A 19,788-nucleotide genomic window follows, 5' to 3' on the forward strand; every position below is an offset into this window, starting at 1 on the left:
AATAGGCGACTTTTCCTTCCATCTGAGTCGGTTGGGATCCGTCGAGCAGCGGGAAAAGGCTGATGTCTCTGCTGCATTCGACGAACGCGGCGGCGCGACAGTGGTGGCGGTAGCGATTATCTGAATTGAAGGGGGAGCAGACGGATGGCGATCGGTGAATATTTCAACCTTTCCTATTGGGATGAAAACTATCCCTCATCCGTCTCCGGAACCTCCGGCGGCGATTATATACGGATGTTCTTCAAAACCGAAGTAAGTACCGTCATCATCGATGGCGGCGCCGGTTTCGACATCATGGTGCTTCCAGACGGATGGTATTATGGGTATGAATTCGCCAAGACTGATAATGGGTTGATTGTAAGCTATAACGACCATACCATTATCATTTCGAATGTAGAATTATTTACCATTGAGGCATTTGACGGAATTCATGAGTTCTTCAGCGATCCGTTTTTCACTGACCAGAACGATTCAGTCAATTTCAACGCTCTTACCGATGAACAGGAAGGCTTGTTCGAGATCAAGCATTGGCTGGGAAATTACGACGCCCAATTCTATTATCCCTATCTCTACAACTCCGGAGACGGTGACGACATAGTTCGTGTCCCGGATGCTGAGAATTACGTTATCTATATCGATGGCATCATCTACCACGGAGCGGCCGACCGCGTCTGGGACTATGCGCGGGAGTTCAACGCTGGCAACGGCAACGACCGCGTCTTCGGGGGCGACTATCACGACATCATCAACGGCGGGCCCGGCAAGGACGTCATCAGGGGCGGTGCCGGCAACGACACGATCCGCGACGATCCGTTCGATGGCTATTTCGGGTTCCTCGGCGGCCTGATCGACGGCGGCGCGGGCGACGACACCGCGCACCTCACTTATTCGCCGCACAGGATCGTCGACTCTTCGGGCGAAATCCTGTGGAAGCAGGGCGACGAAGCGACCAGCATCAATTCGACGGGCGGGACGCTCTACGCCCATTATCTGGACGCGGCGGGGAAGCGGATCGGCTCGATCACCTTGGTCGATGTCGAGACGATTACCGGGCTCCTGGGCACGCCTTCGCCTTCGGAACTGTTGTTCAATTCCTATGGCAACAGGGTCGATTTCAACGCGCTCGGCGCGCACGAAAGGGCCGCCATCGAGGATCTGCAGGGCAGCGGCACTCTCGCCAGCATGTACAACGCGCTCGCCGGCAACGACGTCGTGACCCTGGCCGCCCACGGGACATCGCTCGCGGGTTCCGTGACATGGGATTCCGGGCTGACATTCAATGCCGGCGACGGTGATGACGAGGTCATCGGCGGCGGCGGCGGCGACCGCATCGACGGCGGGCGCGACAATGACAGAATCGACGGGCGCGGCGGCGCGGACATCCTGTCCGGAGGCGACGGCGACGACGTGCTGATCGGCAATGCCGGGTCCGACGACATGTCGGGCGGCTATGGCGACGACATTTTCCATGTCGCCGATGCCGGCGACATGCTGACCGAAACGGCCGCGGCCGGCGTCGACCTGGTGATGAGCTCGATCAGCTATGCATTGGGTCCCTATATCGAGAATCTGACCCTCACCGCCGCGGCGGCCATCGACGCAAAGGGTAACGGCATCGCCAACATCCTTACCGGCAACGACGCCGATAACGTGCTGGAAGGCGGCGGCGGCGACGACACCCTGCAAGGCCTCGACGGCCAGGATCGGCTGGAGGGCGGCTACGGAGCGGATCTCTACTACGTCAATTCCGCCGGGGATGTGGTCAGGGAACAAGGCGAAACCGACGTGGATCATGTTCGCAGCACGATCTCCTTCGTCCTGCCGAGATGGGTCGAGAACCTCACGCTTGACGGCGACACGGCCATCAAGGCGACCGGCAACGATCTGGCCAACGCCCTGGAGGGCAATGCGGCGGCCAACGTCATTGATGGCCGGGGCGGCGCCGACCAGATGACCGGCCTGGGCGGCAACGATCGCTATCATGTCGATTCCATCTGGGACGTGGTGGCCGAGGCGGCCGACGCCGGCGTCGATACGGTCTACTCCACCATCGACTATGAGCTCGGCCAGAATGTCGAGAACCTCATCCTCAAGGGCTCGTTCAACCTCAATGGCACGGGCAATGCGGCCGACAATTTCATCACCGGCAATGCTGCGGCCAACCTGCTCGACGGCCGCGAAGGCGTCGACACGCTGAAAGGCGGCGCGGGAAACGACACCTACATTCTCGACCAAATCGGCGACCGGGCCATCGAGACGAGCGCCAGCGGCGGCATCGATACGGTGAAGAGTTCCTTGAGCCACGTCCTGCGAGCCAATTTCGAGAATCTGATGCTCACGGGAACCGCCGCGATCGACGGCTACGGCAACGGTCTCTCCAATATTCTGGAAGGCAATGACGCCGCCAACATACTCGACGGCAAGGCCGGTGCCGACGCGATGCGGGGCGGCCTCGGCGATGACGTCTATTGGGTGGATCGCGCCAGCGACCAGGCGATCGAGGACAGTCCTTTCGGCGGCACCGACGAAGTCAGGGCCTCGGCCAGCTTCACCCTGGGCAGCTATATCGAAACGCTCAGTCTCACCGGCACGGCCAATATCAAGGGCACCGGCAACGATCTCGACAATCTGATCCACGGCAATGCCGGCGCCAACGTCCTCGATGGCGGCACGGGGGCCGATGCGATGTTCGGCGGCTCGGGGAACGACGGCTATGTCGTCGACAATATCGGCGACACAGTCCGCGAGACCAGCCCCGCCGGAGGCGTGGACCGGGTCTCCAGTTCGATCAGCTTCAAGCTTGGCGCCCATTTCGAGACCCTCATCCTCACCGGCGGGTCCAACATCGCCGGCGCCGGCAACGGTCTGGACAACAGCTTGATCGGCAATGGCGCTTCGAACCGCCTCGATGGCCGGGCCGGGGCCGACTATATGAACGGCGGCGGCGGCAACGACATCTACAGGGTCGACGACGTCGGTGATCGGGTCGCCGAGGCGAGCGATGGCGGCAGGGATCGGGTGCAATCCTCCGTCTCCTTCACGCTCGGCGGACATATCGAAAACCTGACGCTCACCGGCGCCGAGGATATCGAAGGCCATGGCAATGGCGCCGGCAACCTGCTGATCGGAAGCGACGGCGCCAACGCTATGACGGGCGGCTACGGCAACGACCGGATCGAGGGCCGCGCCGGCGACGACAGCCTCTCCGGAGGCCGAGGCGCCGACCGTCTGACCGGGGGCGAGGGGCTGGACGACTTCGTCTTCGACAGCCTGCTGCGTCGCAGGGAGGTGGATGACATCCTCGATTTCGTCGCCGTCGACGACACGATCCGCCTCGATCGCGCAATCTTCGACGGCATCGCCGACAGCGGACGCCTCCGCGCCGCCGCGTTCAGCGCCGATCTCCAGGCCGACGCCACCGACCGGATCCTCTACGACCAGACGAGCGGCGAGATTTTCTACGACGCCGACGGCAGGGGCGGAGCCAACGCGATCCTCTTCGCCCGCGTCGACGCCGGCACAACCCTCACCGCCGCCGATTTCGTCGCGTTCATCTGAAGGCCGCGGCCCTTCCCTCCGCCGGGGGGAGGGCTGCTGCCTGACGGCTTCGGACCCTGTCTCAAAATCCGGCTCGGACTCTTTATTCGTCGTTAACCATTTCCCTTCAAGAAGTGGGCGTCACACTGAATAACAGTGGCCAGGGGGGAAGTCGTTTTGCTTAAATGTTTTTCGCACCGCCCGTCGGCGGGCGCCTGATATGTCGGTCGCATTCAGCCCGGTGGCCGAAGCCGCCGCCAGCGCCGAGAGCCTGCTGATCGGCGAGAGCCCGGCGATGGTCGATCTTCGCCGCCTCGTCCGCCAGGTCGCGCCGAGCGGCGCATCGGTGATCGTCACCGGCCCGTCGGGAAGCGGCAAGGAAATGGTCGCCCGGTCGATCCACGCCGAGAGCCAGCGCGCCTCCAAATCCTATGTCGCCGTCAATTGCGGCGCGATCCCGCGCGATCTCCTCGAATCCGAATTGTTCGGCCACGAGAAAGGCTCGTTCACCGGCGCCCACACCCAGCATCGCGGCCGCTTCGAGGAAGCCCATGGCGGCACCCTGTTCCTCGACGAGATCGGCGATATGCCGGCCGACATGCAGGTCAAATTGCTCCGCGTCCTCGAAGAGCGCGCCATCCAGCGCGTCGGCGGCCGCGGCCAGATCGCGGTCGACAGCCGCATCGTCTCCGCCACCCATCGCGACATAGACGAAGCGATCGACGCCAAGCGTTTCCGCGAGGATCTGTTCTACCGCCTCGCCGTCTTCCCGATCGACCTGCCCTCGCTCGGCGAGCGCCGCGAGGACGTGCCCTTGCTCGTCCGCCACTTCCTGCGCCAGATCGCCGACACCAGGCGCACTGTCCGCTTCACGCCTGCCGGGATGGACCGGCTGGTCGCCCATCCCTGGCCGGGCAACGTCCGCGAATTGCGCAACGTCATCGAGCGCGCCGCCATCCTCTTTCCCGGCCAGACGGTCGGCGCCGAGGAAGTCGAGCTGCTCCTCCACCGCCGCACCCGCGTCAACCGCGTCGAGCGCGCCGCCCTTTGGGAAGCCAGCGAACGCGCCGTGCCGGTCGCGGCCGTCGCGCCGCCTGAGATCGTTCCGTGCGACGACGTCATGCCGATCCTGGGCGGAGGTCCGGTCGACCTGCGCACCGTCGTCGCCGAACTGGAGCATCGCTACATCAGCGAAGCGCTCGATCGCGCCGAGGGCGTCGTCGCCGAAGCCGCCCGCTTGCTCTCGCTCCAGCGCACCACCCTTATCGAGAAGATGCGCAAATACGGCATCGCCAAGGCCGCGTAGGACAGCGGGTCCAGATTGGGCCGCCCACTCCAAACGACCGCAGCGTTCTGAAACTACCCGATCGCGTCCCAGGCGGAGGCGATCTCGTGGAGCATGTCGCGGGCCTGGACGATCTGCTCGCTGTCGTTGGAGCGGCCGCCGGCGATCGTCAGCCGCCGCGCCTCGCGATAGATAGCGAGCAGCCCTTCGGCGATCTCGCCGCCTTTGTCGAAATCGAGGCTCCCTTCCAGGCCGTGGAGGATCGACAGCGCCCGCGCCTGCCGCGTCCCCCGCTGGGCGACGTCGCCCCGCCGCACCGCCGCCGCCATCGCGTCGAGCGCCTTCAGCAACTCGTCGAACAATATGCCGACCAGCCGGTGCGGCGTCGCGCCCTCGATCCGGCTGGCCATGTCGACGCTCTGATACCGCGCCCGCGCCGCGCCGAACTGGCTTTGCCTCATGAACATTCCAGGTCACTCCCTAATTGAGTTTGTCAGCCGCCGTCCGCTCAGTCGCCGCTGGCGTTCCAGGCCTTGATCTGCTGTTCGAGATAGCTCTGCGTCGCCTTGAAGGCGGAAACGCGCCGCTCCATCGCGGTGAAGGACGAGACGAGCTGGTTGTAATAGGTCTCCGAGCGGGTCTCGAGCGTCTCGCGGTCCTCGGCGATCGTCTCGGCTTCCTCGGCCAGCCGGTCCTGGGCGCTCGCGAACGGGCCGGTCGAGGCCCGGACCGCGTCGCGGATCGCCTGCAGCGCGCCGCCGATGCCCGAGTCGATGGTGATCGTCGCGCTCGACACCGATCCGGAGAGCTTGACCACGAGCCCGATCGCCCCGGAGCCGACCGGCGCGATGAGGTTGGTGCCGGAAGAGATCATCGCCAATCCGTCGACCTTGCCCGTGGCGCCGACGCCGCCCGCGGCCGGGACGAGCTCGGTCAGCTGATAGGTGCCGGGCTTTGCCTTGCCCATCTTGCTCATGATCGAGACCAGGGGGGAGCTGCTATACTGGCCGGGGTTGAACAGGGCCTCGACGCCTTGCGGATCGGCTTCGAGCATCTCCTTCAGCCGGGCGCCGTTGACGCTGAGCGTGCCGTCGCGGTTGGTGGCGACGCCGATCTCGGCCAGGGTGGCCGGGCCGCCCTGGCTGCTGAGCACGGTCGAGGGGAGCCGAGCCAGTTGGCGCTGCAATTCGCGGATGCCGAGGTCGCCGCGCAGCGGGCCGCCGTCATCGCCGGCCGCGCCCGGCCGCGCGGTGGCTTCGGCCAGGATCGCGTGCAGTTCGTTATAGGCGGCGGTGAAATCGTTCACCGCCTGCTCGATCGCGGCGCTCGGCCGGGTGATGCCGAGCGAGACCGTGGTCCCCGGAACGGCGCGCTTGAGGTCGATCTGGATGCCGTCGATCAGGTCCGCGATGACGTTGGAGGAGCGCTTCACCTCGACCCCGTCGAGATGCACGATCGCGTCCTGCGCGGTCTGCGCCGCGGTCATGCCGCCCGTGGCGCCGCCGCCGAAGGCGAACCGCTCCAGCCCGGTCGCGGTGCCGGCGGGGACGCCGAGGGTGAAGGCTTCGGCCTCGCCGGTTCCGCCCTTCAGCACCAGCCGGGCGCCGCCCTGCTGGGTAACGATGCTGGCGGTGACGCCGCTATTCTGGTCGTTGATCGCCTTGGCGAGGCCGTCGAGACTGTCGTTGGTCGCGTCGATCGTGACCGTGAACGCACCGCGCGACGTCGTCAGCGTCAAATCGCCCTGGCCGACCGGATCGGACGCGCTGGCCAGCGACATGGATTCGAGCGTCTGGGCGCGGGCGAGCTGGCCGACCTCGATCACCGCCGACAGGTCGCCGAGCCGGGCGCCCGGCTGGGCGGTGGCGGTCAGGATGCTGGTGTCGGACACGTTGGGCTGGCTGAACAGGGTTCCGCCGGCAATCAGCGTGGAAAGCGCCGCCGCGAACGAATCGATCGCGCCCGAAGCGTCGGCGAGGGCGGAGACCTGCGCGGCATTGGCCGCTTCGCGACGGGCGAGCTGAGCTTCCTTGGGTGCCCGCACCGCGTCGGCGAGGCCGTCGATCAGCGCCTTGGTGTCGATGCCCGAACCGATGCCGAGGCTGTATGAGATCGATGAAACCATGGGGATCCCCTTCCGTCATCCTCATCAACGGCGGGAGCGGCGGTTTTTTTAGGGTTCGCGCGCGCGAATCCGAACATTCTTTCGGGATCGGATCGGCTTCGCGGCGCCGGGTCCTAGCCTGTCAGGGTCCGCACCGCGCCGCCGCCGAGATGCGCCTGCGCGCCGAGCGAGCGGGAGGGGTCGGCGGCGATCCGGCGGGCGAGCGACATCACCGTTTCCAGCGCGACGATGTCAAGGGCCGGCGCGGCCGCCTTGATGTCCGCCGCCACCGCCTCGAGCCATTCGTCCATCGGCACGCCGGCGCGCTCGGCGCGAATGCGCAGCCGGTCGAGTTCCCCGATCGCCGCCGCCATGTGGCCGCGCAGCTCCTCCGCCTCGCTGGGAGCGACGGCCTTCGGCGCCCGGGCGATCGCCTGATAGGCCAAGGCGATCCGCCGGGCGCCGGATTCGCCCGAAAAAGCGAGTTGCAGCGCCGCCTCGATATGGTCGACGGCGGCACCGAGCTCTTCCTCGCTCGATATCCCTGATCCCGTCCGATCCATTGCCCGCCCCACGCTGCTTCGCCCGACTAGCAACGGCAGCGTCAGGGAAAGTTTAACTTTCCGCCCGGCCCTCGGCGTCGAAGCGGGCGCCCGGCGGCACCGCGACCGGCGGCGGCGCGGCGCCCGCGGCCATCGCGGCGTCGAGGTTGAACACGAAGGCGAGGACGGTCGCGACCGCGAGATAGAGATCGTCGCGGATGACCTGGCCGGTGCGGGCGGTGAAATAGACGGCGCGGGCGAGCTGCGGATAGCTGAGGATCGGCACCTGATGCTCTTTGGCCAGCTCGCGTATCGCCTCGGCGGTGGCGCCGCGTCCGCGCGCGACTACAACCGGGGCGGCATCGGTCTCCGGATCGTAGCGAAGGGCGACGGCGAAATGGGTCGGGTTGGTGAGGATGACGGTCGCCTCGGCCACCGCCGAGCGGGCCGATCCGCGCAGCACCTCGTGCTGCCGCCGCCGCACCGCCGCCTTCAGCTCGGGCGAGCCCTCGGTCTGCTTGTGCTCGTCCTTGATTTCCTGCTTGCTCATGCGGAGGCGCGCGCCGCGCTGCATGATCTGCGCGGGCACGTCGATCAGCGCGATCGCCGCCAGCGCGAGCGACATGACCAGCACGGCGATGACGAACGTCCAGCCGACCGTGCCGAGCGCGGGCCCGATCTCCTGCGACGTGAGGCCCATCAGGCCGCGCGCCTGGTCCATCAGCAACCAGATGCCGACCGCGCCCAGCAGGAGGACCTTGGCGAGCGACTTGCCGAGCTCCACCAGACCTTGCATTCCGAAGATGCGCTTCAGCCCCGACAGGGGATTGAGCTTGCTCGCCTTGAAGCCGAACGCCTTGGCGCGAAACCCGAACGAGCCGAGCATCGCCGGCCCGCCGATCGCGGCGGCGATGGTGATCGCGAACAGGCCGAGCAACGGCACGACGACAATCCCGATGAGGCGCAGCGCCGCCGAGCCGGGATCGAAGTCGCGCACGTCGGCCGCCTCGAAGCTCAGCCCGTCGATCAGCATCTCCTCCAACGCGCCCAGGAAGAGCGGGCCGGCGAGAGCGAGCCAGGCGGCGCCCGCCAGCACGACCAGCGCGGTGCCGAGCTCGCGCGACTGGAGGACGTCGCCTTTCTCAGCCGCGTCACGGCGCCTCTTGTCGGTCGGCGCCTCGGTTTTCTGGTCTTTTTCCGGTTCCTCGGACATGGCCTCAGCCCCCGGCCAGGCGCAGCGATTCCTGGAGCCCCTGCTCCAGCGCGGCGATGATCCCCTCGCCCATCACCGGCGCCGCCATCGCCATCAGGACGAGGCCGGCGAGCAGGGCGGCTGGGAAGCCGACGGCGAACAGGTTAAGCGCCGGGGCCGAACGGGCGAGCATGCCCATCACGATCTGCACCAGCACGATGGCGAAGGCGACCGGCAGCGCGATCGAAAGCCCGGCCGCGAACAGGATGCCACCGAACATGACCAGTCCGTACATGCTCTCGGCGGTGATCCAGGCGGCGCCGGGCGGCAGCGCCCGGTAGCTTTCGACGACGGTCGCGGCGAGCGCGAGGTGGCCGCCGATGGCGAGGAACAGGAAGGTGCCGAGGATCGACAGGAATTGCGCGACGGCGGGATTGTTCTGGCCGGTCGCGGGATCCATCATCGCCGCGAAGCCCAGGCCCATCGCGTTGCCGATCGTCTCGCCGGCGATGAGCGCCGCCGAAAATCCGATCTGGACCGCGAAGCCCAAAGCGAGCCCGGTCAGCACCTCGCCCAGCACCAGCATGAAACCCTCGATCGAGACGAGGCCGGCGTCGGGGAGCGTGAAATCGGTGACCGCGAGCGCCGGAATGCCGATGGCGAGCGCGACGACGAGGCGCAACTGCACGGGCACGAAGGCGGCGCCGAACACGGGCGCGGCGAGGAAAGCCGCGCCGGGGCGGATCATCGCCACCATCCAGAGCCAGAGCTGCGCTTCGAGGCCCGCGAAACCGGCCGGCATCAGTGCATCAGCTCGGGGATGCGGGCGAAGATTTCCTGGGTGAAATCGGCGATCAGCATCAGGATCGCGCCCCCGAACAGCGCCAGCGAGATCGCCACTACGATAAGCTTGGGCACGAAGCTCAAGGTCGCCTCGTTGATCGATGTCGCGGCCTGGATCATGCCGAGCACCAGCCCGGCGACCAGCGCCGGTATGAGGATCGGCGCGGCGGCGAGTGACAATATCCACAGCGCCTGCTGGGCGACGCCGATGAAATAATCGGGCTCTTCCATTATTCCGCCCCCGATCCGCCCGGATATGCAGTCGCCGACCGACCCATCGCCCTAGCCTCCGTTGAAGCTCGCCGCGAGCGAGCCCATGGTCAGGGCCCAGCCATCGACCAGGACGAACAGGAGCAGTTTGAACGGCATCGAGATGATGGACGGCGACAGCATCATCATGCCCAACGCCATCAGCGTGGAAGCGACGACCAAATCGATGATGAGGAAGGGCAGGAAGATGAGGAAGCCGATCTGGAAGGCGGTCTTCAATTCGCTGGTGACGAAGGCCGGCAGCAGGATCGAGAAAGGCACGTCCTGGGGCGAGGCGAAGGCCGGCACCTCGGCGAGGTCGGCGAACAGCTTGAGGTCGGTCTCGCGCGTCTGGCGGATCATGAAGCCGTGGAGGATGTCGCCCGAGCGGGTGACCGCTTCCTCGATCCCGATCTGGCCCTCGCCATAAGGGGTAAAGGCGGTCTCGTTGATCTGGTCGACGAACGGCCGCATCACGAACAGCGACAGGAACAAGGCGAGCCCGACCAGCACCTGGTTGGGCGGCGTCTGCTGCAGGCCTAAAGCCTGCCTCAGGATCGACAGCACGATGATGATGCGGGTGAAGCTCGTCATCATCAGCACCAGCGACGGCAATACCGTCAGCAGGCTCATCAGGACGAGGATCTGCAAGGACAGCGACAAGGGCCGGCCGTCGCCCGAGATGGTGTTCAGCGCCCGGTCCATCGCGCCCGGCTGGCCGCCGGCGGACTGGGCCAATGCGGGCGAGGCGGAAAGAAGGAGCAGCAGCAGGATCGCCAGAAAGGCGAGGAGCACCTTGTTCCCCGGCGAAAGCCGGGGTCCAGTCGGCGCGAGAATCTGGGCCCCGGCTTGCACCGGGGAACCGCTGCGAAGCGAATCACTCACTGACGGCAACCTTGGGCAGGCTGCTTTCGGACAGAAGCTCGATCTTGCCGCGCGAGACGGCGAGGAGCAGCCTCTTGTCGGCGAACTCGACCACCGCGAGCCGCCCCACGGCGCCCATCGGAATGGCGTCGACCACCTTCACCGCCCGCTCGCGCTGGCCCATCGAGACTCCGGGCTGCACCCGGCGCCACAGCCACAGGGCGCCGAAGGCGAGGCCGCCGACGAGCGGCAACAGGATCAGCAGCTTCAGGATGTAGGCGGTCATCATTTGCGGCGCTCGAGCCCCGCGAGCCTGGCGTCGGCGGAGACGACGTCGACCACGCGGACGCCGAAGCGGCCGTTGACGGTGACGATCTCGCCCTTGGCGATCAGGGTGCCGTTGGCCATGATGTCGAGCAATTCGTGCGCCTGCCGGTCGAGCTCGACGAGGCCGCCTTCGGAAAGGTTCATCAGCTCGGACAGCTTGAGCGCCGTGCTGCCGACCTCCACCGAGAGGCGGAGCGGGATGTCGGCGAGCAGGCGGTAGTTGCGGCCGCCAATGGCCGCCTCTTCCTCGTCCTGGAGGGCGATGGTCGGATCGGCTTCACTCATGTCTGGAACTCCCTTCGATCTTCTCGATCTGCAGCGCGGCGCGCCCGTCCTGGTCCCCGATCCGCCCCAGCGCGACCGGCCGGCCGGCGACCAGCAGGGGCACCAGCGCCGGAACGCTGATCGGGATCACGTCTCCGGGCTTCAATTCGAGCAGTTCGGCGACCGACAGGTTGGGCCGGGCGAGCACGCTGCGCGCCTGCAGCCGGACTTCCGACAGAGCGGAGGCCAGGCGTTCGCGCCACTCCCGGCTGGCGATGCCGCCGTCGTCGTTCATATTGGCCGACAATTGCGCCTCCACCGCGCGCAGCGAGGCGACCGGATAGAGGATGTCGATGGTCGCCGCGCGGCCTTGCGACGGCGCGATGGTGAAGCGCGCCACCGCCACCTGTTCCTCGTCGCGCACCAGGCTGGCGAAGGCGGTGTTGGTCTCGCGCGAGTTGAGCCGCGGCTTCACCGGCAGGATTTCGGCCCAGACCTCGGCCAGGGTCGCGACCAGCGCCTCGGTCAGCCGTGCGAGCAGCCTGTCCTCGGTCGCCGTGAATTCCTTCGCCTTGCCGGGTGCCTGGGCGCCGCTGCCGCCGTAGAAGATGTCGACCAGCCGGCTGACGAAGGCCGGCTCGATCGCGATCAGCACGCCGCCCTTCAAGGGACGCAGGCTGTAGAGGCTGAGGCTCATGAATTCGGGCTGTTCCGCCCGCCAGCTTTCGAAGCGGCGGATGGCGACGACGTCGGCGGTGACCTTGGGCTTGGCGCGGGCGAAGGGCTCGATCAAGTCGCGCAGCTTGCGCGCCATCCTTTCTCCCATCCGCTCCAGCGCGGGCAGCGCCGCCATCGGCCGCAGCGACACGCTGCCAAGCGCGTGGGCCTTGGGAGTCGCCGAGCGCGGATCGTCGGCATTCTGCTCGCCGAGCTGAGTCATCAGCGCGTCGACCTCCTCGCCGGACAGAGAGGATGAAGTGTCGGTCACTGGACCACGAAGCTCGTGAAATAGATGTCGTCGATGCCGCCGAAGCCGGCGCGCGCCTTGAGCACGTCGTTGACCGACTTCCTGAGATCGCGCTTCAAGGCCAATTTGCCCTGCGCCGTGCTGATCGTCACCAGATCCTGCTGCGACAATGTCATCAGCATCGCCGAGCGGACGGCCATTTCGTGCTGCTTCACATTGGCGAGAACCCGCTCGTCATAGAAAGTCGAAACGCCGAGCCCGATCTGCACGAAGCCTTCGCCGTCGCGGAGGTTGACCGTGAAGCTTTCGCCGACGGGGTAATAAGTTGCCTGGAATTTGGAAGGATCGGGCGAGCCGTCGCCCAATGCCGACGCATATTTGGCGGCGAAGCTTTCATCGACGCCCTCGCGCAGGACGAGCTGCGGCAGGTCCGGATCGACCTGCGCGGACGGGCCGCCGAGATCGAATACGCCGGCATAGAGCGCGGCGCCGACACCGCCGCCGCCGCCGATCAGGGCCAGCACAGCGAGCAGCAGGATTTTCTTGCGCTTGCCCGGCTTCTTCGCCGACTTTTCGGTTTCCGTATCGCTCATGTCATTATCCTCAGGCGTAGCGTTCGGAGAGAGTTGTGGACTGGGGCGGCGGATCGCCGGCTTCGGTGGCCCTTCCTCCGGCGGTCCTCACCCATGACTGCGGTCTTTCCTCGCCCTGGCGACGCTGCTCGCCGGCGGCGGAATGGCTGTTGGCGCCGAGATCGACATGGGTCTCGGCGAGGCGGACGCCCTGCGCCCTGGCTTCGGCAACGAGGCGCGGCTGGGCGTCGGCGATGATCGCGCGGGCGGCTTCGGTCTCGGCGGTCAGCCGCAGCGATGCGCCGGCGGCGCCCTGGTTCAGTTCGACATGGAGCGAGCCCAGATGCTCGGGATTGAGCCGGAAGCGGAGGCTTCCCTCGGTGCCCGACGAGCGCGCGATGTCTCGCGCCAGCCGGTCGAGCCACTCGCCTTCATGGGCCAGGTCGAGATGCTGCTCGACCATCGCATCCTGGACCTCTCCGGGCTGTCCGGTTGCCGGCGCGGTAGCGGCGGGCGCGGCCTGCTCCGCCGGGGCCGGCTGAACCAGAGTGGAGAAAATGCCGAGGATGGAAGCGTTGGCCGGTGCCGGTGGAGCGGGGTGCGCCTCCGCCGGGACGGGATCGGCGGATGCCGGCGTCTCGGCGCCTGCGACCGGCGCGTCCTTCGGCTCGAGCGAAGGCGTTTTGGGCGACGCGGCCTCGATGGAACCGCGCGCCTTGCCCACGGCAGGCGCGGGCATGGCGAGCTTCGCGCCGGGCTGCTGGTCGGTAGCGGCGCCAGGCACGCGCGGGCTCACGGCGTCGGCCGACGCGGCGTCGGTCGACCCGGAGGCAATCGCGACGGGAGCCGAGGCTCCGCGCAGCGCCGCGCGGACCTGTGCAATCGGCAGGGCCTCGCGAGCCGGCTTCGGTGTCCGGGCGAGCGGATTGGCGGCGGCCGGCTGACCGACCGACGTTTCAGAAACCGGGGTCCCGGGCGCCGGGACGGACGCCGTTTCGGGCGATCGAATAGTCTGGGCAATCCCCGCCTCAGGCGACGCTATGGCCTCGGCGATCTCGGCCTGTGGCGTCACAGGGGCCGGCGCGGTGAACACGCCGTTCGATGCAACGGCCTGAGGCTGCGATGCCTCGGCGTTCGCTACCGTCGCCGGCGGCTGACCACCAGTGGCGGCGATCGTCGGCGGTGGCGAGGGCATCGGCGCCGTCGTCCACGAAGGTGCCAGCACCTCCGCTTGTCCGACCGTCAATCCGGCGCCCTCGTTGCTCAACGCGTCCTCCCCCGGGGCCTTTTCCGGCTCCCCGTCCCCTGATTTGGCGTCCAAAAGTTTATGAAAGGTTTTTATGGTTAAAGTTTCTTGCATTTCGGCATCCGCCGGCACCTCCAGCGGCGCTTTCCCGCCCTCTTCGAGGGTTAACGGCTGCGCCGCGCCTGCCATGATCTGAAGGAACATCTCGCCCGCGCCCGCCGGAGCGGCGCCGTCCACCGGGCCGATTTCCAGCGGATTGGCGGCAAGGCCGGTCTTGGGTCCGATAGCCATCATGATTGCCCTTCTCCATCCGTGCCGAGCCGCGGGTGCCGCGCGCGATGGGCGGGTCTTTTCCGCTCCGCCGCGCGCCGCGCCGCGGACGCGGCCTTCTCTTCGAGCCGTTCGGCGCTTTCCTGGTCTCGTCGGGCCGCGATGCGAACGCCTTCGCGCGCCGCCACCTGCACCTTGGCGCCGGTGATCGTCCGGCCAAGTCCCTCGCGGGCGCGGTCGAGTCGCATCGCCAGCTCGCCGATGCTCGCCAGCGCGGCTCCGGACGCGTCGCCCCGCCCGGCGCCGAGCCCGTTGCGGATCAGCCGAAGCCGTTCCTCGCTGCTCTCAAGCGCCTTCAATTCCGCCGCCGCGCGGCTGGCCGCCGCGGCCGCGAGATCGTGCTGGACGCGCCGCACGCGGACGATTCGCGCGCGCTGGCGAAGATTGCCGCTCATGGTCCGAACGCCTCGATCAGGGCGGAGACGGAGGCGTCGAACGCGATCCTTTCGCCGGCGGCCTGGCCGATGAAAGCGAGCAGGTCGCCGCGCCGCGCGATCGCGTCGTCGATCAAAGGATCGCCGCCGGCGGCATAAGCTCCCATCAGGATGAGGTCGCGATTTTCCTCATAGGCCGACCAGATGCGTCGCAGCGCGGCCGCGGCCCTTGCATGTTCGGGGGTCACCACGTCGGCCATCACCCGGCTCAGCGAGCGGCCGATGTCGATCGCGGGATAGACGCCCTGCTCGGCCAGCGAGCGCGACAGGATGATATGGCCGTCGACGATCGCGCGCGCCGAATCGACGATCGGGTCATCGGTGTCGTCGCCGTCGGCGAGCACCGTGTAGAGCGCGGTGATCGAGCCGCCGGTGCGGCTGTCGGCTCCAGCCCTCTCGACGAGGCGCGGGATGAGGCCGAGCGCGGAGGGCGGATAGCCCTTCACGGTCGGCGGCTCGCCGAGCGACAGGCCGATCTCGCGCTGCGCGTGGGCGACGCGGGTCAGGCTGTCGATCAGCAGCATCACCTTCAAGCCCTTGGCGCGGAAATATTCGGCGATGGCGGTGGCGCGCATCGCCGCGCGGAGCCTCAGCAGGGGCGCATGATCGGCGGGCACGGCGACGACCACCGATTTCTGCCGCACGGCGCCGGGAAGCTTGGTGGCGAGAAAATCCGCGACTTCCCGGCTGCGCTCGCCGATCAGGCCGACGACCACGACATCGGCTTCGGCGCCGGCGATCATCTGGCCCATCAGCACCGATTTGCCGACGCCCGAGCCGGCGATGATGGCGACGCGCTGGCCGACGCCGGCGGTGAGCACGGCGTTGACGGCGCGGACGCCGATATCGAAGGATTGGGTCACCCGCGCGCGGTCCAGGGGATTGCCGGGGCGGCCGGCGAGCGGCCAGCGCTCGGTGACCGCGATCGGCCCCAGGCCGTCGAGCGGAGCGCCGAGCGCGTCAACGACGCGGCCGAGCAGGCCCGGCCCGACATCGGCCATGCCGCCGCCGCTGTCTGGCTCGACGCGCGCGCCGCTGGCATGGGCGGCGTCGCCGTCCAGCGCCATCAGCAAGGTCCGGTCGCCGCGAAAGCCGACGACTTCGGCGCGGGCGGCGCGCCCGTCCGAAGCGATCACCCTGGCGCCCGATCCGATCGGGCGGCCGAAGCCGGTCGCTTCGAGCATCAGCCCGTCATAAGCGACGAGCCGGCCGATTTGGCGCGGACGATCCTCGGACAGCTCGATGCCGCCGAGCATCGCCCGCGCCTGCTCCGCGATGGAACCCGTCATGAATCCGACCCGAAGGAGTCGAGCGCGGCGCGCAGCCGTTCGAGGCGGACCGCGGGCCCGTCCTCGATCCAGCCGTCGCCGGTGTCGAGGATGATCGAGCCGCGCTGGAGCGCCGGATCGCCGATCACCGGCACCGGAATGCGCGCGGCGTCGAGCAGGGAAACGTCGTCGGGATGGACCCTGAGCCTGGACGGCTCGACATCCTCGCCGATGAGCGCGGCCGCGACCTCGGCCCGTTGCTGGAGGAGCCCGCGGTCGATCTCCACCTCTCCGACAATCTGCCGGACCAGCCTCTCGACCGTCTCGGCGAGCAAGGCGGCCAGCGCCCCGGTAGGCTCGGGGCGAAGCGTTTCGAGCCGCTCGGCCAGCCGCGCGATGGCGTCGCGCTCGGCGGCGAGCTCCATCTCGACCGTGTGCCGTCCGGCGTCGAAGCCTTGCGCGAAGCTGTCGGCGTGGAGCGCCGCCGCATCCCGTTCCGGAGACTCATCCCCGCCGCCGTCATTCGCCGGCCGCGAGGGTTCCGCCGTGGAGCCCCAGGGCGTGAAGATCGGAAGGTCGCGGTCGATGGCGAAGCTGCCGACGCTGGCCGCCGAGCCCGCATATTCGCGGGGCCAAAGGTTAGACATAATCGTCCCCCCGGCCGGCGAGCATCAAGGTTCCGGCGTCGGCCAGGCGGCGGGCGATGGCCAGCATCTCGCGCTGCGCGTCCAGCACCTCGGTGAGGCGCATCGGCCCCCTTTCCGCGATCTCGTCCTGGACGGACTGGGCGGCGCGGCTCGACATGCAGGCATACATCCTGTCGCGCAAAGTCTCGTTGGCGCCCTTGAGAGCGACGACCAATATCTCGTTCTCGACGTTGCGCAGCAGGATGCCGAGATTCTTCTCGTCCAGCTCCAGCAGATTGTCGAAGATGAACATCTCCTCCTCGATCGTCTGGGCGAGGCGCTTGTCGACCTTGGCCAGCGACTTGATGATCCGCTGGTCGGCGCCGGGGCGCGTATTGTTCATGATCTTCGCTGCCTCGCTGGCGCCGCCGCGCGGCGCGGCAGGCGGCGGCGAGGCGCGGCCGACCTCGCGGACGAGGATGCGCTCGAGTTCTTCCAGCGCTTCGGCGGTCACCGATTCGAGCGTCGCGACGCGATAGATGACGTCCGACTGCATGTCGGCCGGAAGCAATTGCAGCACGTCGGCCGCGATCGGCGCATCGAGATGGGCGAGCACGAGAGCGGCGATCTGCGGATGCTCGATCGCGACCAGGCTGGCGATCGTCTTGGCGTCCATCCAGCGCAATGCGTCGAGCGCGCGGCTGCGGGTCGGCGGCGTGATCCGCGCCAGCACCGTCTCGGCGCGTTCGGCGCCCAGCGCATGCTGCATCACCGCCCGGATGCGCGGCGTCGCGCCGAAGCCGATCGTGGTCCGCGCCTTGGCCTTGCTGAGGAACAGGTCGAAGACGCTTTCCACCTGGTCCTCGCTGACGTCGGCGACGCCGAACATCGCGCTGCCCAGATGCTGGACATCATTGGGATCGAGCCGGCTCAATATATCCGCCGCTTCCTCGTCGCCGAGCAGCATCAGCAGGATGGCGGCGGCTTCGCTCCCCTTAGGCTCGCTGACCGCGGCTTCGGGGGTCGGGATTTCCGGATCGGCCTCAGCCATTTTTTTCTGTTCCCGTCTGGGTGTCGGCGCGGATCAGGTCGCGGACGACGAGCGCCGCTCGCGCCGGATCCTGGCGGACGAAGTTGCGGATAAGGGCGGCGCGGGCCTCGTAGGTCGGGGCCATTTCGATCATGCCGAGCGTGACCATGCCCTCGGGATCGTCGCGCGCCTGGATGGCGAGGGCGGCGGCTATCTCTCCGCCCATCGCCTTCTTCCCGGCCTGGGCGGTCTCGGCCCGCCTGGAGAGGGCGGCGCCGCCCTTGCGCAGCAGCGGACGGCCGATGCCGAAGATGACGAGCGCGGCGAGAGCCAAGGCGGTGAGGTTGCGGGCGAGCATGGCCACCCAGCCGGCCTGCCACCAGGCCGCGCTTGCTTCCTCGACCGGAGCGAAGCTGCGGGCGCTGAGCGCGACGACGTCGCCGCGCGCCTGGTCGAAGCCGACCGCGCCCTTCACCAGGGCTTCCAGCGCGGCGAGATCCTCCTTGCTGCGCGGCCGTCCCCCTTCCGGATTCTTGAGCGCGACGGCGACCGAGAGGCGCTTCACCTGCCCCGGCTGCTGACGGGTCACCGAGACCTCGCGCCCGACGGCGAAGCTGCGCGTGTAATTTTCGGTGCGCTTGGCGGTCTCGGCCATCGCGGTCGCGCCGGCGGTGTCGGCGGCGTCGGCGGCGATCTCCTCGCCGGGCGCGGCGGCGACCGTCGCGGCGGCCGGCGCCTCATTGGAAAGCGCGCCGGGAATGCCTTGCGCCGCGGGCTCGGGAACGGCCGCCGTCCAGGCGCCTTCCTCGGCCTTCAGCGCCGATTCCTCCTTGGGGAAGCCCTCCCGCGTGGCGTGGGTCTCCGTGAAATCGACATCGGCATGGACTTCGGCAGTGAAATTGCCTTCGCCGACGATGGGCGTGAGAAGCGTGGTCAGCGCCTCGCGGTAGCGTTCCTCGATCCGGCTCTGCACCGCGATCTGCTTGTTGGACGCATCGGCGAGGCCGTCGCCGCCGGCGCTGGAGAGGAGCCGCCCATTCTGGTCGACCACCGAGACGCCGTCGGGCGCGAGGCCGGGCACCGAGGACGCGACGAGATGGACGATGGCCTGGACCTGGGCGTCGCTCAAGGCACGGCCCGAGGCGAGGCGCAGCATCACCGAAGCGGCGGGCTCCGAACGATCACGGAGGAACACGCTCTGGGCCTCGACGGCGAGGTGGACGCGCGCGCTCTGCACTGCGTCGATCGCCTCGATGGTGCGGGCGAGGTCGAGCTCGCGGGCGCCGCGCAGGCGCTGCCCCTCGACCGCGCGGCTGGCGCCGAGCGGCAAATTGCTGAGGAGGGCGTCGCCATCGGGCGCGCTCTTGGGAAGGCCCTGCGAGGCGAGCAGCATCCTGGCCTGGTGATAATCGGTCTCGGACACCGACAGGGCGCCGGTCTCGCGATCGATCGTGTAGGCCATGCCGGCGGACTGGAGCGCTTGCGCGACCGCAGCCTTGTCCTCGTCGGGCAGGCCGTGGAAGAGGTCCCGCGCCGGAGGCGCGCTGAACGCCATCCACAGCATCGCGGCGATGCCGAGCACGGCGACCAGCATGATCGCCGGCAGCGCCTTGGCCACCGCCGGCTGGGCGGCGAGCCCCTTCAATTGCAGGACGGTCCCGCCAAGACCTCCGCTCCGCGAGGGAGCGTAGGACCGGGTGGGGGTGGCGACGATATCCGTCGGGGATGCGGCGATTTCGCTCATGTCAGACCGGCATGCTCATGATGTCCTTGTAGGCGGCCAGGAGCTTGTTCCTGACCTGCATCGTCGCCTCGAAACCGATCGAGGCGTGCTGGCGGGCCAGCATCACCGCCGCGATGTCGGTGGTCTCGCCGCGCTCATAGGCTTCGGTGACGGCGGAGGATTTCGACTGGAGCGCGTTGACCTCGGCCAGCGCGCTCTGCATCGCATCGCCGAAGCCGCCGGGCTTGGTCTCACCGGCCCCGGCGATGCCGGCGCCGCCCGCCGCGCCGGCTCCCGCCGCGCGCTGGAGGGCTTCATTCTGTTCGAGAATGGCCGAGCGCATGGCGAGCAGCCGGCTGCTGTCGATCGATGTCATGGCGAATTC

The 19,788-nt window shown here is 68.0% G+C and carries 20 protein-coding genes; 2 read left to right on the forward strand and 18 right to left on the reverse strand.

All coding sequences use genetic code 11. From position 1 onward, the window contains the following. Positions 1-144 precede the first annotated feature (144 nt). Together ACFQRC_RS11615 and ACFQRC_RS11620 are read left to right on the forward strand one after the other, a co-directional pair. Positions 145-3,558, forward strand: a complete 3,414-nt coding sequence (locus tag ACFQRC_RS11615; protein WP_379961367.1) for a hypothetical protein — start codon at positions 145-147, stop codon at positions 3,556-3,558. 199 nt (positions 3,559-3,757) lie between these two features. After that, complete coding sequence (locus tag ACFQRC_RS11620; protein WP_379961369.1) at positions 3,758-4,843, forward strand: sigma-54 interaction domain-containing protein; 1,086 nt, start codon at positions 3,758-3,760, stop codon at positions 4,841-4,843. Positions 4,844-4,896: 53 nt separating this feature from the next. Here ACFQRC_RS11620 and fliS read toward each other — a convergent pair whose 3' ends face one another. The 18 genes from fliS to fliE form a co-directional block, all read right to left on the reverse strand. Then, complete coding sequence (gene fliS, locus ACFQRC_RS11625) at positions 4,897-5,289, reverse strand: flagellar export chaperone FliS (protein ID WP_379961371.1); 393 nt, start codon at positions 5,287-5,289, stop codon at positions 4,897-4,899. 41 nt (positions 5,290-5,330) lie between these two features. After that, positions 5,331-6,947 (reverse strand): flagellar filament capping protein FliD, encoded by a 1,617-nt coding sequence (fliD, locus tag ACFQRC_RS11630; RefSeq protein WP_379961373.1) that lies wholly within the window; start codon positions 6,945-6,947, stop codon positions 5,331-5,333. A gap of 113 nt (positions 6,948-7,060) precedes the next feature. Continuing rightward, the gene (locus ACFQRC_RS11635; RefSeq protein WP_379961375.1) at positions 7,061-7,489 is read right to left on the reverse strand and encodes a hypothetical protein; all 429 of its coding nucleotides are present in this window, start codon (positions 7,487-7,489) and stop codon (positions 7,061-7,063) included. A 52-nt stretch (positions 7,490-7,541) separates the two neighbouring features. Continuing rightward, the gene (gene flhB / locus ACFQRC_RS11640) at positions 7,542-8,681 is read right to left on the reverse strand and encodes a flagellar type III secretion system protein FlhB (RefSeq protein ID WP_379961376.1); all 1,140 of its coding nucleotides are present in this window, start codon (positions 8,679-8,681) and stop codon (positions 7,542-7,544) included. Between the two features lie 4 nt (positions 8,682-8,685). After that, on the reverse strand, positions 8,686-9,462 hold the full coding sequence (gene fliR, locus ACFQRC_RS11645; RefSeq protein WP_379961378.1) for a flagellar biosynthetic protein FliR: 777 nt from the start codon (positions 9,460-9,462) through the stop codon (positions 8,686-8,688). Next, positions 9,462-9,734: a flagellar biosynthesis protein FliQ gene (fliQ, locus tag ACFQRC_RS11650; protein ID WP_379961380.1), complete on the reverse strand. Its 273-nt coding sequence runs from the start codon at positions 9,732-9,734 to the stop codon at positions 9,462-9,464. Before fliQ ends, fliR begins: the two co-directional genes overlap by 1 nt. Positions 9,735-9,785: 51 nt before the next feature. After that, a complete protein-coding gene (gene fliP / locus ACFQRC_RS11655; protein WP_379961382.1) occupies positions 9,786-10,547 on the reverse strand; it encodes a flagellar type III secretion system pore protein FliP in 762 nt (253 codons plus the stop codon). Between the two features lie 82 nt (positions 10,548-10,629). Next, on the reverse strand, positions 10,630-10,905 hold the full coding sequence (locus tag ACFQRC_RS11660) for a flagellar biosynthetic protein FliO (protein ID WP_379961384.1): 276 nt from the start codon (positions 10,903-10,905) through the stop codon (positions 10,630-10,632). Beyond that, on the reverse strand, positions 10,902-11,228 hold the full coding sequence (gene fliN, locus ACFQRC_RS11665) for a flagellar motor switch protein FliN (RefSeq protein ID WP_379961386.1): 327 nt from the start codon (positions 11,226-11,228) through the stop codon (positions 10,902-10,904). The genes ACFQRC_RS11660 and fliN overlap by 4 nt, the downstream gene beginning before the upstream one ends. After that, on the reverse strand, positions 11,221-12,195 hold the full coding sequence (locus ACFQRC_RS11670; RefSeq protein WP_379961388.1) for a flagellar motor switch protein FliM: 975 nt from the start codon (positions 12,193-12,195) through the stop codon (positions 11,221-11,223). Before ACFQRC_RS11670 ends, fliN begins: the two co-directional genes overlap by 8 nt. After that, positions 12,192-12,767: a flagellar basal body-associated protein FliL gene (gene fliL, locus ACFQRC_RS11675; RefSeq protein ID WP_379961390.1), complete on the reverse strand. Its 576-nt coding sequence runs from the start codon at positions 12,765-12,767 to the stop codon at positions 12,192-12,194. Before fliL ends, ACFQRC_RS11670 begins: the two co-directional genes overlap by 4 nt. A gap of 10 nt (positions 12,768-12,777) precedes the next feature. After that, a complete protein-coding gene (locus tag ACFQRC_RS11680; protein WP_379961392.1) occupies positions 12,778-14,286 on the reverse strand; it encodes a flagellar hook-length control protein FliK in 1,509 nt (502 codons plus the stop codon). After that, on the reverse strand, positions 14,283-14,717 hold the full coding sequence (locus tag ACFQRC_RS11685; RefSeq protein ID WP_379961394.1) for a hypothetical protein: 435 nt from the start codon (positions 14,715-14,717) through the stop codon (positions 14,283-14,285). The genes ACFQRC_RS11680 and ACFQRC_RS11685 overlap by 4 nt, the downstream gene beginning before the upstream one ends. Continuing rightward, complete coding sequence (locus tag ACFQRC_RS11690) at positions 14,714-16,045, reverse strand: FliI/YscN family ATPase (protein ID WP_379961396.1); 1,332 nt, start codon at positions 16,043-16,045, stop codon at positions 14,714-14,716. Before ACFQRC_RS11690 ends, ACFQRC_RS11685 begins: the two co-directional genes overlap by 4 nt. Beyond that, the gene (locus ACFQRC_RS11695; RefSeq protein ID WP_379961398.1) at positions 16,042-16,671 is read right to left on the reverse strand and encodes a FliH/SctL family protein; all 630 of its coding nucleotides are present in this window, start codon (positions 16,669-16,671) and stop codon (positions 16,042-16,044) included. The genes ACFQRC_RS11690 and ACFQRC_RS11695 overlap by 4 nt, the downstream gene beginning before the upstream one ends. Beyond that, the gene (fliG, locus tag ACFQRC_RS11700) at positions 16,664-17,701 is read right to left on the reverse strand and encodes a flagellar motor switch protein FliG (RefSeq protein WP_379961400.1); all 1,038 of its coding nucleotides are present in this window, start codon (positions 17,699-17,701) and stop codon (positions 16,664-16,666) included. The genes ACFQRC_RS11695 and fliG overlap by 8 nt, the downstream gene beginning before the upstream one ends. Continuing rightward, positions 17,694-19,424, reverse strand: coding sequence for a flagellar basal-body MS-ring/collar protein FliF (fliF, locus tag ACFQRC_RS11705; RefSeq protein WP_379961402.1), 1,731 nt, complete (start codon positions 19,422-19,424; stop codon positions 17,694-17,696). The genes fliG and fliF overlap by 8 nt, the downstream gene beginning before the upstream one ends. Before the next feature lies 1 nt (position 19,425). After that, positions 19,426-19,779, reverse strand: a complete 354-nt coding sequence (gene fliE, locus ACFQRC_RS11710; RefSeq protein ID WP_379961404.1) for a flagellar hook-basal body complex protein FliE — start codon at positions 19,777-19,779, stop codon at positions 19,426-19,428. Positions 19,780-19,788: the final 9 nt, after the last annotated feature.

Origin of the sequence: Enterovirga sp. GCM10030262 (assembly GCF_042666435.1) — a bacterium.
GTDB lineage: Bacteria > Pseudomonadota > Alphaproteobacteria > Sphingomonadales > Sphingomonadaceae > Allosphingosinicella.

Bases quoted from the DNA above. Each gene is read 5' to 3' on its own strand.
- fliL (WP_379961390.1), bottom strand. From the start codon at position 12,767: ATGAGCGATACGGAAACCGAAAAGTCGGCGAAGAAGCCGGGCAAGCGC.
- ACFQRC_RS11660 (WP_379961384.1), bottom strand. From the start codon at position 10,905: ATGATGACCGCCTACATCCTGAAGCTGCTGATCCTGTTGCCGCTCGTC.
- fliD (WP_379961373.1), bottom strand. From the start codon at position 6,947: ATGGTTTCATCGATCTCATACAGCCTCGGCATCGGTTCGGGCATCGAC.
- ACFQRC_RS11695 (WP_379961398.1), bottom strand. From the start codon at position 16,671: ATGTCTAACCTTTGGCCCCGCGAATATGCGGGCTCGGCGGCCAGCGTC.
- fliN (WP_379961386.1), bottom strand. From the start codon at position 11,228: ATGAGTGAAGCCGATCCGACCATCGCCCTCCAGGACGAGGAAGAGGCG.
- fliG (WP_379961400.1), bottom strand. From the start codon at position 17,701: ATGGCTGAGGCCGATCCGGAAATCCCGACCCCCGAAGCCGCGGTCAGC.
- ACFQRC_RS11635 (WP_379961375.1), bottom strand. From the start codon at position 7,489: ATGGATCGGACGGGATCAGGGATATCGAGCGAGGAAGAGCTCGGTGCC.
- fliQ (WP_379961380.1), bottom strand. From the start codon at position 9,734: ATGGAAGAGCCCGATTATTTCATCGGCGTCGCCCAGCAGGCGCTGTGG.
- flhB (WP_379961376.1), bottom strand. From the start codon at position 8,681: ATGTCCGAGGAACCGGAAAAAGACCAGAAAACCGAGGCGCCGACCGAC.
- ACFQRC_RS11620 (WP_379961369.1), top strand. From the start codon at position 3,758: ATGTCGGTCGCATTCAGCCCGGTGGCCGAAGCCGCCGCCAGCGCCGAG.
- fliR (WP_379961378.1), bottom strand. From the start codon at position 9,462: ATGCCGGCCGGTTTCGCGGGCCTCGAAGCGCAGCTCTGGCTCTGGATG.
- ACFQRC_RS11690 (WP_379961396.1), bottom strand. From the start codon at position 16,045: ATGACGGGTTCCATCGCGGAGCAGGCGCGGGCGATGCTCGGCGGCATC.
- fliF (WP_379961402.1), bottom strand. From the start codon at position 19,424: ATGAGCGAAATCGCCGCATCCCCGACGGATATCGTCGCCACCCCCACC.
- fliE (WP_379961404.1), bottom strand. From the start codon at position 19,779: ATGACATCGATCGACAGCAGCCGGCTGCTCGCCATGCGCTCGGCCATT.
- fliS (WP_379961371.1), bottom strand. From the start codon at position 5,289: ATGTTCATGAGGCAAAGCCAGTTCGGCGCGGCGCGGGCGCGGTATCAG.
- ACFQRC_RS11615 (WP_379961367.1), top strand. From the start codon at position 145: ATGGCGATCGGTGAATATTTCAACCTTTCCTATTGGGATGAAAACTAT.
- ACFQRC_RS11685 (WP_379961394.1), bottom strand. From the start codon at position 14,717: ATGAGCGGCAATCTTCGCCAGCGCGCGCGAATCGTCCGCGTGCGGCGC.
- ACFQRC_RS11680 (WP_379961392.1), bottom strand. From the start codon at position 14,286: ATGATGGCTATCGGACCCAAGACCGGCCTTGCCGCCAATCCGCTGGAA.